General features: G+C 68.2%; 15 protein-coding genes. 5 read left to right on the top strand and 10 right to left on the bottom strand.

Going from position 1 to position 12,254, the window contains the following annotated elements; translation table 11 throughout:
* Window positions 1-395 precede the first annotated feature (395 nt).
* The gene (locus AC2VNT_RS11925; RefSeq protein WP_486947059.1) at window positions 396-1,442 is read left to right on the top strand and encodes a hypothetical protein; all 1,047 of its coding nucleotides are present in this window, start codon (window positions 396-398) and stop codon (window positions 1,440-1,442) included.
* Window positions 1,443-1,583: 141 nt separating this feature from the next.
* On the top strand, window positions 1,584-1,799 hold the full coding sequence (locus tag AC2VNT_RS11920; protein ID WP_486947058.1) for a hypervirulence associated TUDOR domain-containing protein: 216 nt from the start codon (window positions 1,584-1,586) through the stop codon (window positions 1,797-1,799).
* A 12-nt stretch (window positions 1,800-1,811) separates the two neighbouring features.
* On the opposite strand, the gene AC2VNT_RS11915 is transcribed toward AC2VNT_RS11920, so the two are convergent.
* The 7 genes from AC2VNT_RS11915 to AC2VNT_RS11885 form a co-directional block, all read right to left on the bottom strand.
* Window positions 1,812-3,608 carry an acetyl/propionyl/methylcrotonyl-CoA carboxylase subunit alpha gene (locus AC2VNT_RS11915; RefSeq protein ID WP_486947057.1) on the bottom strand — a complete coding sequence of 599 codons (1,797 nt, stop codon included), beginning with the start codon at window positions 3,606-3,608 and terminating at the stop codon, window positions 1,812-1,814.
* 93 nt (window positions 3,609-3,701) lie between these two features.
* Window positions 3,702-4,118 carry a SufE family protein gene (locus AC2VNT_RS11910; RefSeq protein WP_486947056.1) on the bottom strand — a complete coding sequence of 139 codons (417 nt, stop codon included), beginning with the start codon at window positions 4,116-4,118 and terminating at the stop codon, window positions 3,702-3,704.
* The gene (locus tag AC2VNT_RS11905) at window positions 4,118-5,008 is read right to left on the bottom strand and encodes a sulfurtransferase (protein WP_486947055.1); all 891 of its coding nucleotides are present in this window, start codon (window positions 5,006-5,008) and stop codon (window positions 4,118-4,120) included. Before AC2VNT_RS11905 ends, AC2VNT_RS11910 begins: the two co-directional genes overlap by 1 nt.
* Before the next feature lie 355 nt (window positions 5,009-5,363).
* Window positions 5,364-5,585 (bottom strand): hypothetical protein, encoded by a 222-nt coding sequence (locus AC2VNT_RS11900; protein WP_486947054.1) that lies wholly within the window; start codon window positions 5,583-5,585, stop codon window positions 5,364-5,366.
* Window positions 5,586-5,661: 76 nt separating this feature from the next.
* Window positions 5,662-6,303: a Maf family protein gene (locus tag AC2VNT_RS11895; protein ID WP_486947053.1), complete on the bottom strand. Its 642-nt coding sequence runs from the start codon at window positions 6,301-6,303 to the stop codon at window positions 5,662-5,664.
* Window positions 6,304-6,360: 57 nt separating this feature from the next.
* Window positions 6,361-6,648 carry an acyl-CoA carboxylase subunit epsilon gene (locus AC2VNT_RS11890; RefSeq protein WP_486947052.1) on the bottom strand — a complete coding sequence of 96 codons (288 nt, stop codon included), beginning with the start codon at window positions 6,646-6,648 and terminating at the stop codon, window positions 6,361-6,363.
* Entirely contained in the window at window positions 6,645-8,258 is a 1,614-nt protein-coding gene (locus AC2VNT_RS11885; RefSeq protein ID WP_486947051.1) for an acyl-CoA carboxylase subunit beta, read from the bottom strand. Before AC2VNT_RS11885 ends, AC2VNT_RS11890 begins: the two co-directional genes overlap by 4 nt.
* Window positions 8,259-8,452: 194 nt before the next feature.
* On the opposite strand from AC2VNT_RS11885, the gene AC2VNT_RS11880 reads away from it, so the two are divergent.
* A complete protein-coding gene (locus AC2VNT_RS11880) occupies window positions 8,453-8,896 on the top strand; it encodes an MTB12 C-terminal domain-containing protein (protein WP_486947050.1) in 444 nt (147 codons plus the stop codon).
* Window positions 8,897-9,170: 274 nt separating this feature from the next.
* On the opposite strand, the gene AC2VNT_RS11875 is transcribed toward AC2VNT_RS11880, so the two are convergent.
* Both AC2VNT_RS11875 and AC2VNT_RS11870 read right to left on the bottom strand, forming a co-directional pair.
* Window positions 9,171-9,842, bottom strand: a complete 672-nt coding sequence (locus AC2VNT_RS11875; RefSeq protein ID WP_486947049.1) for a GH25 family lysozyme — start codon at window positions 9,840-9,842, stop codon at window positions 9,171-9,173.
* 35 nt (window positions 9,843-9,877) lie between these two features.
* Complete coding sequence (locus tag AC2VNT_RS11870; RefSeq protein ID WP_486947048.1) at window positions 9,878-10,627, bottom strand: hypothetical protein; 750 nt, start codon at window positions 10,625-10,627, stop codon at window positions 9,878-9,880.
* Here AC2VNT_RS11870 and AC2VNT_RS11865 point away from each other — a divergent pair.
* Window positions 10,574-11,020: a hypothetical protein gene (locus AC2VNT_RS11865; protein WP_486947047.1), complete on the top strand. Its 447-nt coding sequence runs from the start codon at window positions 10,574-10,576 to the stop codon at window positions 11,018-11,020. The two genes, AC2VNT_RS11870 and AC2VNT_RS11865, sit on opposite strands and share 54 nt — an antisense overlap.
* 89 nt (window positions 11,021-11,109) lie before the next feature.
* Here AC2VNT_RS11865 and AC2VNT_RS11860 read toward each other — a convergent pair whose 3' ends face one another.
* Window positions 11,110-11,718: a TetR/AcrR family transcriptional regulator gene (locus tag AC2VNT_RS11860; RefSeq protein WP_486947046.1), complete on the bottom strand. Its 609-nt coding sequence runs from the start codon at window positions 11,716-11,718 to the stop codon at window positions 11,110-11,112.
* Between the two features lie 83 nt (window positions 11,719-11,801).
* Between AC2VNT_RS11860 and AC2VNT_RS11855 the strand changes: the two genes are divergently transcribed.
* Window positions 11,802-12,254, top strand: a 453-nt coding sequence (locus AC2VNT_RS11855; RefSeq protein ID WP_486947045.1) for a metal-dependent hydrolase, incomplete at its 3' end; no start/stop codon positions are given.

Genomic DNA, 12,254 nt, shown 5'->3' with positions numbered 1-12,254 from the left:
GTCCGCCTATCATCGGCTCACCGCTGGGATAGCGGCCACAACGGCATCTGTCTTTCTGCCGAATCGCATCGTGACTCGATATGGTTCGCGTCCACCGGCCGCAGGTCCGGTACTGCCGGGAGGAACCGCCGGTGGGATCAGCGGCATCAAGCCGCGCTTTGGTCTCGGCGGGCATCGTGGCGACCTCGGCGCTGACCAGGGAATTCTCTCGCCGAAAACACGCCGGGGGGTTTATCCGAGAGGCTCTTGATGAGCGGGTATGTCGGCCATGTACGGGAGCGTCGGCAGTGTGATGCGAACCGAATAAAAGTTGACACGATGCTGAGATCACATTAAGTTCCGTATGTCGTAGGAATCACACTCTCCGTATGACACATCTGAAAGGGGCTGTAGATATGTCCAACAGTTTCGCCGTCACGGCACCGCCGACCGAACAGCGCAGGTTTGCGATGAAGGCCGGGGTGGTCGTCGCGAGCACCGCCGTCGCCGGCGCTGCCCTGCTCGCCGGCGTGCCGGTGGCGCCGCTGCAGGCCGGGCTGTTTTCGCAGCACCGCGGCGTGGCCCTGACCGGCACCGCCGCCACCGGCGACGCCCTCAACATCGCCGGCCTGCTAGGCCTCATCGACGTCGACGTGAACGGCACGCCCACGCCGATCAGCGGCTTGACTCTCGGCCAGCTGGTGGCCGCGTTTCCAGATGCGAACCCGACCCTCGACTCGGCCCTGAGCAGCCTGGGCTTGACCGACGGCCTCGACGAAACGATCCCCCAGATGCTCAACTCGGCCGCCTTCGGCGACGTGGGTACCACCGTGACCATCAACAGCCTGCTGGGCGACCTGGTCCCCGGCGTAACCGCCAGCACGACCATCGGGGGTTTGCTGAGTGATCTCAGCTTCAACGGCGAACCGCTGGCCGACATCACGGTGAACAGCCTGCTGGCCGACTTCACCCCGGCCGGCGATCCCGCCATAGGCAACGCGACGACGCTGACCCAGCTACTCGCCGACTTCCCGTCGATAGCGAACATGGAGCTTCCGCCGCTGAAAATCCTCGGCGGGCTCATCACCGTCCCGACCGGGCATCTCAGCAGTATCGTGAGCGATCTGGGGCTGGGCGACGACACGCTGGGCGACCTGTTGAAGTTCAGCGCCACCACGAACCTGGGTGACCTGGCGACCGAGTTCAAGATCAGCGACATCACCATCAACAGCCTGCTGGGTGATCTGGGCGCACATGACGGCATCACGCTGAGCGGCGCCTCGAATCTCTCCGAGATGGTGGACTTTCTCGGGTTCGGCAGCACGACGTTGCAGGACCTGATCCCCGGCGCCGCCGACTTCAATTCAAGTTCGACCGTGTCGAGCCTGCTGAGCGACTCGACGCTGTTCGGTGCGATCGCAACCGACCACATCCCGGCCCTGCTCGCCGCGATGGGTCTGTAAGACATCGGCCCAGCTGAGGCCGTCGTCGACCTCAGCGCAGGCGAGGCGCCGCAGCGGTCACCGCAGCGTGACCACTGCGGCGCCGGTGCCGTGCGCCGGCATGCCCGGCTGGGCCGACATCGGGGACCGAGCGGAGCGACGATGGCGGCGAAATTCAAGGTCGGCGACCATGTGCGATGGAACTCCGAGGCCGGCTACGTGACCGGCAGAATCGTGCGGGTGCACACCGAAGACACCGACTACCAGGGGCACACCCGGCGCTGCAGTCCGGACGACCCCCAGTACGCGATCCAGAGCGACAAGAGCGACCACGTCGCCATGCACAAGGGGTCGGCGCTGCAGAAGATCGCCGACTGAGGCGGCGTCGCGCTACTTGATCTCCACCAGCACGGTGCCCTGGGTGATGGCCGCGCCCGGCTCCACCGCCAGGCCGGTGATCACCCCGTCCTTGTGGGCGGTCACCGGGTTCTCCATCTTCATCGCCTCCAGAACCACCACCAGGTCACCGGTGGCGACTTCCTGGCCCTCCTCGACGGCGACCTTGACCACGGTGCCCTGCATCGGCGCGGTCACCGCGTCACCGGACGCGGCCGCACCGGCGGCCGCCCCGCGCTTGCGCGGCTTGGGTTTCTTCCGGACGACGCCGGCCCCGCCGCTGCCGTTGCCGTTGGAGAGCGCCAGGTCCGCCGGGAGCGCCACCTCGAGCCGACGCCCGTCGACCTCGACCACCACGATGTGGCGCGGTGCGACGTCCTCGTGGTCGACGGCCTGCCCGCCGGTGAACGGCTCGATGGTGTTGTCGAACTCGGTCTCGATCCAGCGGGTGTGCACGGTGAACCCGTTCTCGTCGCCGACGAACGCCGGATCGCGCACCACCACCCGGTCGAACGGGATGACGGTGGCCAGCCCTTCGACCCGGAACTCGTCCAGGGCCCGGCGGGCCCGCTCCAGCGCCTCGGTGCGGGTGGCGCCGGTGACGATCAGCTTGGCCAGCATCGAGTCGAACTGGCCGCCGATCACCGAGCCGGTCTCCACCCCGGAGTCCACCCGGACGCCCGGACCGCTTGGCGGGGCGAAGAGGGTGACCGGCCCGGGCGCCGGCAGGAAGCCGCGGCCGGCGTCCTCACCGTTGATCCGGAACTCGATGCTGTGCCCGCGGGGCGTCGGGTCCTCGGTGAGGTCCAGCATCTCGCCGTTGGCGATCCGGAACTGCTCGCGCACCAGGTCGATGCCGGAGGTCTCCTCGGTGACCGGGTGCTCCACCTGCAGCCGGGTGTTGACCTCCAGGAAGGAGATCAAGCCGTCCTGGCCGACCAGGTATTCGACGGTGCCGGCGCCCCAGTAGTGGGCCTCCTTGCAGATCCGCTTCGCCGACTCGTGGATCTCCGTGCGCTGAGCGTCGGTCAGGAACGGCGCCGGTGCCTCCTCGACCAGCTTCTGGAACCGGCGCTGCAGCGAGCAGTCCCGAGTGCCGACGACGACGACATTGCCGTGCTGGTCGGCGATGACCTGCGCCTCGACGTGGCGGGGCTTGTCCAGGTAGCGCTCCACGAAGCACTCGCCGCGGCCGAACGCCGCGACTGCCTCCCGGGTCGCCGACTCGAACAGCTCCGGAATCTCCTCGATGGTGCGGGCCACCTTCATGCCCCGGCCGCCGCCGCCGAACGCCGCCTTGATCGCCACCGGAACGCCGTACTCCTTGGCGAACGCCACCACCTCGTCGGCGTCCTTCACCGGGTCGGGGGTGCCGGGCACCAGCGGCGCCTTGGCGCGCGCGGCGATGTGCCGGGCGGTGACCTTGTCGCCGAGGTCGCGGATCGACTGCGGGGACGGCCCGATCCAGATCAGGCCGGCGTCGATCACCGCCTGGGCGAAGTCGGCGTTCTCGGAGAGGAAGCCGTAGCCGGGGTGGATCGCGTTCGCGCCGGACTTGGCCGCGGCGTCCAGGATCTTCTCGAACACCAGGTAGGACTCGGCGGAGGTCTGCCCACCCAGTGCGAACGCCTCGTCGGCCAGCCGCACGTGGGGCGCGTCGGCGTCCGGCTCGGCGTACACCGCGACACTGGGCAGCCCGGCATCTCGGGCCGCGCGGATCACCCGGACGGCGATCTCCCCGCGGTTGGCGACGAGCACCTTGGTGATCCTGGGGCTGGCATCCTTCGCCACGTGGCCTCCTGCTGGCAAGTCTCTAAGGAAGGTTTTTAGGAATCTATCTTGAGGCAGTGTAAAGCGCGAGCGCTGAACGTGTTCTAGGCGCCCCTACCGTTGCCGCAGCCGGCGCTTGATCCGGGTCAGCATCGCCGACATGCCGCGCAGCCGCAGCGGGCTGATCAGCGCCGCCAGTCCGAGTTCACCGTAGAAGTCCTCCGGCACCGCCAGGATCTCGGCGGCCGACTGCCCGTCCAGGCCGGACGCCAGGATCGACGCGAAACCGCGGGTGGTCGGAGCCTCCCGGGGCGCGCTGAAGAACAGCCGGATGTGCTGCGGGTCGGCCGCGTCGACGTGCATGAACAGCGGCGACTGGCACTCCGGGACCGGCTCCATCGCCGCCTGCTCCAGGTCGTCGGGGAGCTCGGGCAGCTCGTCGGCGTACTCCAACAGCAGCCTGACCTTGTCGTCGCCCTGCATCTCGGTGAACTCGGCGACCACCTCGGCCAGCCGCGTGGGCAGTGCCATCAGACCGGTACGGCTCCCGGCTGGTCGCCGTCGACGACCGGTACCCGAACGACGTTGCCCCACTCGGTCCACGACCCGTCGTAGTTGCGCACGTCCGGGCGACCGAGCAGATGGGTCAGCACGAACCAGGTGTGGCTGGAGCGCTCCCCGATCCGGCAGTAGGCGATCGGCTTGTCGTCCGGCTTGACGAAGCTGTAGATCTCCTCGAGCTGGTCGCGGCTGCGGAACCGGCCGCTGTCGTCGACCGCGCGGCTCCACGGGACCGAGATGGCGGTGGGGATGTGCCCGCCGCGCAGGATCCCTTCCTCCGGGTAGTCCGGCATGTGGGTGCGTTCGCCGGTGTACTCCTGCGGTGAACGTACGTCGATCAGCGGCTGGGTGCCGATGGTGGCCAGCACGTCGTCGCGGTAGGCCCGGATCGGCGCGTCGTTGCGCTGGACCACCGGGTAGCCGGTGGACGTCCGGGTGGGCACGTCCAGGGTGGTCTCCCGGCCGGAGGAGACCCATAGGTCGCGGCCGCCGTCGAGCAGCCGGACGTCTTCGTGGCCGAACAGGGTGAACACCCACAGCGCGTAGGCGGCCCACCAGTTGGACTTGTCGCCGTAGATCACCACGGTGTCGTCGCGGGCGATGCCCTTGCGGTCCATCAGCTCGGCGAACTTGGCGCCGGTGATGTAGTCGCGGACCGGGTGGTCGTTCAGGTCGGTGACCCAGTCGATCTTCACCGCGCCGGGGATGTGGCCGACGTCGTAGAGCAGCACGTCCTCGTCGGACTCCACGATCGCCAGGCCGGGTCGACCCATGTTGGAGGCCAGCCAGTCGGCCGTCACCAACCGTTCCGGGTGGGCGTAGGACTGCAGGGCGGGGCTGGGGTCAGGTGACACTGGCACAGCATCGAGCCTACCCACCTCACGCCGGGGGCGTGGCGGCGAGGAATCTCACACCGCACGGGATCGGCGGCCGGATCGACCCCGCTCGTGACGCTGCGCGTGGCCCGGGGCAACCGCGAGCGGCATCGCCGACCCCAACAGTCGGCGACCGTGGGATCACCGCCCCGGCCGGCAGCGCACCGAGTCGGCCTGCGCCGGGTAGGTCGTCCGCGGTTCCCAACGCACCGTGACCCGCGCGCTCGGGTCTCGCCGACACCGGGGGACAGGACACACGGACCCGGGGGTGGGCCGAGAGACGGCCGGCTCGCCTGCCCGCTCACCCTGCGGCGGTTGACGCGGCCCCGGGCACGCCGGATCAGACGTTCAGCGCCACCTCGTAGGCGACCGCGATGTGGCCCGACTTCGGCCAGAACAACGCGACGCCTTCGGCGCACCAGCTGACCACCCGCAGCAGCTGCTTGCCGGGCGACAGCCGTTCTTGAACGCTTTCGGCGAGTGCGGCGCGGAACCGCTCGGTGTCGTAGCTGTCGACGTCCCGCGGCACCTCAACGTCCCACATGGTTTCTTCGACCGGCATCACCTCAGTGTGAGCCGTGATCGTGTTCGAAGGGGTGACCTCGCCCGGCGCGTCCGGGTCGCAATTGCGTTGCAGTTCACCGTGTGGGGTTGGCCGCCCACAGCGTCGCGAGGGATACTCCCAATCGCTGCAGCAGCCGGCGCAGCAACGGCAGGCTCAGGCCGATCACGTTCGACGGGTCGCCGTCGATGCGGTCGACGAAGAACCCGCCCAGGCCGTCGATGGTGAATCCGCCTGCGACGCCGAGCGGTTCGCCACTGGTGATGTATGCGGTCAGTTCGTCGCCCGTGGGGGTCGCGAATCCAACGGTGGTAGAACCCACATCGAACTCCCGCTGCACGACGGCGCCCGCGTCGACCCGCAGCACGCAGTGCCCGGTGTGCAACAGGCCGGTGCGCCCGGCCATCGAATCCCACTGGGCGCGGGCGACATCGGCCGTTACCGGTTTACCGCACAGCCTGCCGTCGACCTCCAGCATCGAATCGCAGCCGATCACAACGCAATCCGTCGCGGCCTCAGCGTCCAACGCATCGACCACGGCGTCAGCCTTGGCGGCCGCCAGTGCGTTCACCACCCGGCTCGCCGACGCATCGGCGCCCAATTCGGCGATCACCGCGTCCTCGTCGACGCCGGAGACCACCACCAGTGGGTCGATTCCGGCCTTGCGCAGCACGGCGAGTCGGCCCGCCGAGGCGGAAGCGAGGACCAGCCGGGTCATTTCGTCATCGGCGCGGCCTGATGGCGCCGTTCCTCGGCATCGCTGCGCTCTGCATCGTCATCGGCGCAGATGCGTGCGCTCCAGCAGCGTGACCCGATACCAGCTGAAGATCGGGTAGCGCAGCTTGTCCACCGGGTGACCCCACATGTTGCGCTCGTCTTGACCCGGGGTGGGCCCGGAGATCTTGCTCAGCACGGTGACCAGCGCCGCCAGCTGGGCGGGGCTGGGATTGCCCGTGATGACCTCGAAATCCGGTCCGGGCGGCAGATGGCTGTGTCGCGGGTGCTCACCGGACGGATCCGACGCCTCGTCGTTCACCGACTCGCTCCGCTCACCGGAGGTCACAGTGGGATGTTCCCATGCTTCTTCGGCAGCGGCTGGACGATCTTGCGCTCCAGCAGCCGCAGCGAGGTGGCGATGTAACCGCGGGTGTGCGCCGGCGGGATCACCGCGTCGACGTAGCCGCGCTCGGCGGCGATGTACGGGTTGACCAGGGTGTCCTCGTACTCGCGCTGCAACTGTAAGCGAAGCGCATCAACATCTTGGCCGGCCTCGCCCGCTTCCTTGAGCTGGGAGCGGTAGACGAACCCGACCGCGCCGGAGGCTCCCATCACCGCGATCTGCGCGCTCGGCCAGGCGACGTTGACGTCGGCGCCCATCTCCTTGGAGCCCATCACGCAGTAGGCACCGCCGTAGGCCTTGCGGGTGATGACGGTGATCTTGGCGACGGTCGCCTCGCCGTAGGCGTAGAGCAGCTTGGCGCCGCGCCGGATGATGCCGTTGTACTCCTGCTCGGTGCCCGGCAGAAAGCCCGGGACGTCCACCAGCATGATGATCGGGATGTTGAAGCAGTCGCAGGTCCGGATGAACCGCGCGGCCTTCTCCGAGGCGTTGATGTCCAGGCAGCCGGCGAACTGGGTGGGCTGGTTGGCCACGATGCCGACGCTGCGGCCCTCGATCCGGCCGAACCCGACCACGATGTTCTGCGCGTAGCCGGCCTGCACCTCGAGGAACTCGTCGTCGTCGAGGATGCGGGTGATCACCTCGTGCATGTCGTACGGCTGGTTCGGCGAGTCCGGGATCAGCGTGTCCAGCTCGAGGTCCTCGTCGGTGAGGTTGTCCGCGATGGCGCCCTCGGGGATCGCCGCCGGGTAGCGCGGCGGCTCGGCGTAGTTGTTCGCCGGCAGGTAGCTCAGCAGGTCGCGCACGTAGTCGAAGGCGTCCTGCTCGCCGGAGGCGACGTAGTGCAGGGTGCCCGACTTGGCCATGTGGGTGTGCGCGCCGCCGAGTTCCTCCATGGTGACGTCCTCACCGGTGACGGTCTTGATCACGTCCGGGCCGGTGATGAACATCTGGGAGGTCTGGTCGACCATGATGACGAAGTCGGTGAGCGCGGGGGAGTAGACGTGCCCGCCGGCCGCGGCGCCCATGATCAGCGAGATCTGCGGGATCACCCCGGAGGCCAGGATGTTGTTGTGGAAGATCTGGCTGTACAGGCCCAGCGAGACCACACCCTCCTGGATGCGGGCGCCGGCGCCGTCGTTGATGCCGATCAGCGGCCGGCCGGTCTTCATCGCCAGCTCCTGCACCTTGACGATCTTCTCGCCGTACACCTCGCCGAGGCTGCCGCCGAACACCGTGGCGTCCTGGCTGAAGATGCAGACGTCGCGGCCGTCGATGGTGCCGTAGCCGGTGACGACGCCGTCGCCGAGCGGGCGCTTCTCGCCCATGCCGAAGTTGGTGCTGCGGTGCCGGGCCAGCGCGTCCAGCTCGACGAACGAGTCCTCGTCGAGCAGCGCCAGTACCCGCTCGCGGGCGGTGAGCTTGCCCTTGGCGTGCACCTTCTCCACCGCGGCCTCGCCGACCGGGTGCAGCGTCTCCTCGGTGCGCTGCTTGAGATCGGCCAGCTTGCCGGCCGTGGTGTGGATGTCGATCGCCTGTTCAGCTGCGGTCATGGCTGTCGAGCTTAGCCCGACGGGTGGGCCGCCACCGGCCGTGGGTGACCGGGACGCCGAAGCCAACGCGGCGACCTGGCCGGTTGACCGACTGCGGTCTGGCGCACACGGGGTCGGCGTCGCGGGATTGGTCACACAACCAGTCCGGATCGGGACCGGCACCTAGAATAGTACCGATCATCATGAACGTCGTCGTGAAATCAGTCGTCGCCGCGGGCATCTCGGTTGCCGGGGCCACCGGTGCCGTGCTGTATGCGCCGACGGTGCTTGCCGCCCCTGCGCCCGCCGAAGAGCTTTTGACCGCCGCGCAGGTGACCGGAATCCTCGGCGCGCTGACCGACCCGAGTGTTCCGGACCGGGCGAGGAAGCGCCTGGTCCAGGGCGGCATCAACGACGACGAGCGCCAGGCGTTCCAGCGCGGCCGGCTGGAACGGGCCGTGTCGCACGGGGAGTTGCCGCTGTCCTTTCAGACCGGCAACATCTGGTGGGTGGGGCCGAGCACCGCCGCCGCCGAGGTCACCTTGGCCGGCAAGAAACTGCCGCCCGTCAGCAAGGTGGTCACCTTCGTCGACCAGAACGGCTGGATGCTCTCCAGCGACTCCGCCGCGACGTTGATCCAGACCGTCACCAAGTCCTGACCGCGCTGGTCAGCGCAGCGCTCACCGCCCAAGACCACCTCGACACAGCAGTGGCGACGAGCGCCGGGTCCGTCTACCCCGGCACCGGCCTCACCCTGCGCTACACCGTGAAACCACACCGACGACCGCACACCAATTCTTGAACCATGTCCGGAGTCCTGGTCACTCGATCGCGGATTTCGCCCGTCACCCACTGGGCACGGGTCGATGTGCAGTTCAGGGACCCGCCGCGGGCCAGCTCGTCGTCGACGCGGTCCGCATCCGCCCTCCGGCCTTAGTCCTTGGCCGGCGCCGGTCGCTTCCCGATGCCCAGCGTGCGCCGCAGCGCCGCCTTGGTCCCGCGGAACGCGTCGGCGTCGCAGACCAGCCCGGCCACCTCGGCCGCGTCGGTGAACTGCAGGATCACCGGGGTGGCGCCGCCGTAGGGTCGCCAGCCCGGCCACCCCGATCCCGGGTAGAGAGTCGAGGCGAACCCGGTCCCGGCGACGTAGTCGGAGGCGATCAGCCCGACCACGTCGGAGAGGTCGGGCGAGCCGATCTGCTGCCAGTACCAGTGCGGGATGTAGGAGAGCCGCATGTTCACCCCGGCCGCGGCGAACGTGTCCCAGACCGCCCAGAAGTTGGCGATGCCGCCGCCGTCGGCCTCGAAGTCGAGCATGCACGGCACGGTGCGGTCGCCGACGTTGGACAGGTAGGTGTCCAGCTGCTGCTGCGCCGGATTGGTGGTGACGTAGTGGTAGCCGACGACGATGTTGCCGGTTCTGCGGCCCCAGGCCAGCACCGTCGGCCAGTAGCGGTCGACGAAGTAGTTGCCCTGGGAGACCTTGTGCTCGATGAAGGTGAACCCCTCGCCGATGATCCTGTTCAGGATCGGCACGATCGCCGCGGGCGCTCGCCCACCCCAGTTGTTGTTGGACAGGTCGACGCCGAACAGTGGCTGTGCCATAACACCTTCCCGGTCGGTGGAGAGCCTGTCCGAGGCTACTCGAGACATGCGCGACCGGTGCTGAGCGCGGGCGCGTGGCTATATTCCGAGGCCGAACAGCGCGTCGATCGGGTTTCCCTCGCCGCTCCAGCCCAGAGCCACCGCGATGCCCTCTTGCATGGAGACCAGTGACCCCATGGTGCCGAACGGTTCACCGTCGACGTTCGGCAGGCCGTCGCCGTGAGGCCCAGTGATTCGAACAACGACCCGCTGGGGCTGAAGATGCCGCCGAGATTTATCGAGGTGACGACGGTGTTCGACTCCAGGCCCTTGAACAGGTCCGACAGCGGAATGTCGGGCAGGTCGACGGTCCCGTACCCGTTCAAGAGCGCGTTCACGACGTTGACCGGTGTCGCCGTGAGGGTTTGGAACGCGTCGGCGAGATGCCCGCCGGAGATGGATTCGACGATGCCGGAGACGTCGTCGAAGAACCGCAGCTCCATGCCGATGAAAGGGGCGAGGTTCCCCAGCAGGGCCGCGCTGAACGCCGAGCTCCAGAAGTCCAGTGCGTGCAGTGCCGACGGATCGGAGTCGCCGAGTGCGGCGGCGAAGCTCTGCAGGTAGGCGTCGTGGCCGTCGTCCACCGAGCCGAACAGGTAATCGTTGGGCGCCAGGAACGGGGTGGAGTGTGCGTTGACCGCTTTGTCCACCAGCCCGAAGAACTCGTTCAACAGCGCCGGACCCTGGGCCGGGTGTTTGACGAAATCTTCGATCAGGCCGACCCGGTTGACGATCTCCTGCTGCACCGCCGGAAAAAATATCTCCAGAAGTGGTCGCTGATGTCCCCGAAGTTGGCTTGGGCGGTCTGGAACACCCTCCTCCCAGGACGCCGCCACATCGGACGCCGCCGCGGCAAGCAGCACGTCCGCTGTCTGCGGGTCGACCGGCTGCGCGCCGCTACCGGGGTCGCGGCCGCGGTAGCCAACACCGCCGCCGTGGCGGCAGCGGCAAGCGGTGAACGGACTGCGCGTTCCATGCCTACTCCTGTCGTCGACACGTGCAGGCTGGTGCGGTGCGAGCGGTGGAACTGCCCGGAAACCAAACCGACACACACGCAGCGAAACGACGACGTTTCGGCCGGTGAGCAAAATACCGACCGCATCTGCGCCGAACCGGACGATACACAACCGGCCTCATGACGCCAAGCCCGTTCTTCAGCACACCACGCACGGCGACAGGCGGGTCATCCGACGACGCGCAACCGATGCCGGCACCGGTCCGGGCCGGGCTAGCGACTCGCCTGGGCGCGCACCGCCTCGCCGAGCCAGCGGCGCAGGAACCGCCGCAGCTGGTCCGGTGTCCGGGACGGGTCGTTCGGGGCGGCGAAGAACGACAACATGATTCGCAGGGTGAACTCGACCAGCTCGGCCAGGCTCGCCTCGTCGTAGCCGTGGCTCGCCCAGTCCACGTCGAACTTCTCGATCATCCGCATCCCGAACGTCCGCGCCTCGGCGGACGTCATCTCCGGGCTGTGGTCGTGCGGGTACGACGACGACAGCGTGATGCCCAGCTGCGGCGTGCGGGTCACCGCGTCCAGCGTGTAGACGGTCCCTTCGGTGATCGCCTCGGCGGGGTCGTGGATACCTCGGACGTGCTCGGCCAGCCGGTCCAGGAAGTCGTCGACCGAGGCGATCGCCACCGCCCGCAGCAACGCGTCGGCGGTGGGAAAGTAGCGGTACACCGTCTGCCGAATCACGCCCAGCGAGTTGGCGACGTCGGCCAGCGACACCGCCGAACCGGTCTCGCCGATCAACCGCACCGCCGCGGCGATGATCCGCCGGGCCGCCTCGTCGTCGTCGGCCGGCGGATCGCCACCCCAGCCACGCCGTCGGGCCATCAGCGCTCACCTAGACAATCCGCGGCCACCAAGCAACCATACATGAAACCATCGAGTCGTATGGTTACCTGAGGGGTGCCGCCATGACCGATCTGATCGTGCGCAAGCTGCGCTTCGCGTTCGCCGACCACCACGTCCCGTTCCGGTGGAACGAGACCAACCCGGCGTTCTCGTCGATGGCCAACGCGGTGTCGTTTCTGGCCATCGGCTTCGAGAAGATGATCGTCTCGATGATCTCCGAGGCCATGCCGCTGATCACCGACCCGGCGATCGCCGAGGAGGCCGACGCGTTCGTCCGCCAGGAAGGCCAGCACTCGATGGCCCACCGCGGGCACGCCAAGGCGCTGATCAAGGCCTACCCGGGGTTGAAGGAGACCCTCGGCGAGGTCAACGCGATGTTCGACAGGTTGACCGCGGAGAAGCCGCTGAACTACCGGCTGGCCTACACCGCCGATCTGGAGGCGACCTTCACCCCGGTGTTCAAGCTGATGCTCGACAACGACGACACCCTGTTCGCCCCCGGAGATGACCGGGTG

The sequence above is a fragment of the Mycobacterium sp. TH-M15 genome, assembly GCF_057473705.1.
The sequence above is the reverse complement of the archived record's forward strand: the minus strand, read 5'-3'. Positions and strand labels throughout refer to the sequence as shown.

Excerpts from the sequence above, each read along its gene's own strand:
- AC2VNT_RS11910 (WP_486947056.1), bottom strand. The coding sequence starts at position 4,118 with ATGGCACTGCCCACGCGGCTGGCCGAGGTGGTCGCCGAGTTCACCGAG.
- AC2VNT_RS11920 (WP_486947058.1), top strand. The coding sequence starts at position 1,584 with ATGGCGGCGAAATTCAAGGTCGGCGACCATGTGCGATGGAACTCCGAG.
- AC2VNT_RS11900 (WP_486947054.1), bottom strand. The coding sequence starts at position 5,585 with ATGCCGGTCGAAGAAACCATGTGGGACGTTGAGGTGCCGCGGGACGTC.
- AC2VNT_RS11885 (WP_486947051.1), bottom strand. The coding sequence starts at position 8,258 with ATGACCGCAGCTGAACAGGCGATCGACATCCACACCACGGCCGGCAAG.
- AC2VNT_RS11925 (WP_486947059.1), top strand. The coding sequence starts at position 396 with ATGTCCAACAGTTTCGCCGTCACGGCACCGCCGACCGAACAGCGCAGG.
- AC2VNT_RS11860 (WP_486947046.1), bottom strand. The coding sequence starts at position 11,718 with ATGGCCCGACGGCGTGGCTGGGGTGGCGATCCGCCGGCCGACGACGAC.
- AC2VNT_RS11875 (WP_486947049.1), bottom strand. The coding sequence starts at position 9,842 with ATGGCACAGCCACTGTTCGGCGTCGACCTGTCCAACAACAACTGGGGT.
- AC2VNT_RS11895 (WP_486947053.1), bottom strand. The coding sequence starts at position 6,303 with ATGACCCGGCTGGTCCTCGCTTCCGCCTCGGCGGGCCGACTCGCCGTG.